General features: G+C 60.3%; 1 pseudogene. It reads right to left on the bottom strand.

The window, feature by feature from the left end:
- Positions 1-85: 85 nt before the first annotated feature.
- Positions 86-1,048, bottom strand: a pseudogene (locus HV796_RS42635) (IS5 family transposase).
- Positions 1,049-1,117 lie beyond the last annotated feature (69 nt).

Here is a 1,117-nt window from a genome sequence, read left to right as displayed (position 1 = left end):
GAGGAAGCGTAGCACGCAGATTCGAGGTGATTTCCGGGGTGTGCAGCACAGTGGCGCATATGCCATATGCCAGCTCCTGCGTGGCTCATGCCCGAGCCTCCAGAATCCGGTGGCACGTCATCCACACGTTGCTCAATACGAACAGCATGTACAACCGCTGCGTGTTCTTCATTAGCCCACGGTAGCGTACCTCCACATGACCGGACTGCCGCTTGACCACGCGAAACGGGTGCTCGACCTTCCCACGGATGCTTGCCTTGAGTCGCTCGCACTCGTCGAGCAGCCTGCCCACCGACGTGCTCCTGTCCAGGAGCCCGACGTTTGCCCGGGCGCATCACAATGTTCCATCGGGCTTTAATACCTTGCATTTGCTCGCGCTTTTCTACGCCTTGATAACCCGCATCGCCGAACACCTGCGTTTGCTCGCCGGGCAGCAGCGCACGAGCCCGCATGACATCGTGAACGTTGGCCACCGCGCCCACCACCGTGCGAACCACGCCCGAGTCGGCATCCACGCCAATCTGACACTTCATGCCGAAGTGCCACTCATTGCCCTTCTTGGTCTGGTGCATTTCCGGGTCGCGCTTGCCGTCCTGGTTCTTCGTCGAACCGGGCGCGGTGATCAGCGTCACATCGATGGCCGTACCTTCCTTGAGCAAATAACCTTTCGCGCCCAGTTGGGCATTACAGTTTGCAGAATTTGCCCGGCCAGTCGGTGCTGCTCCAGAAAGTGCCGGAATCTCAGGATGCTGGCCCGCTCGGGCAAGCGACTCATCCCACCAAGTCCCGCGAACTCGCGGCACAGGGGGACGTCGCAAAGCGCCTCTTCCATCGCCACGTCGCTCAGGCCAAACCATTGCTGAAGCAAGTGAATGCGCAGCATCGCCATGGTAGAAAACGGCTTGCGCCCTTTCGTCTTGCGCGAGGCATGCGGCGTAATCAGCACCACGAAATCCTTGCACGGCACTACGCGTTCCATTTCGTCGAGCAGCGCTAGCTTGCGCGTGCGCCGGTTACCCAGCTCAAGGGGCAGGTCGGCGTGTTTCATGCGCTCATTCCGCCAGGCTATGCTCCCCTTGAACATCAGCCCGCTCGACTGTTTTGAACACCGTCCCTA

It is taken from the genome of Paraburkholderia humisilvae (assembly GCF_902859855.1).
Taxonomy (GTDB): Bacteria; Pseudomonadota; Gammaproteobacteria; order Burkholderiales; family Burkholderiaceae; genus Paraburkholderia; species Paraburkholderia humisilvae.
The sequence above is the reverse complement of the archived record's forward strand: the minus strand, read 5'-3'. Positions and strand labels throughout refer to the sequence as shown.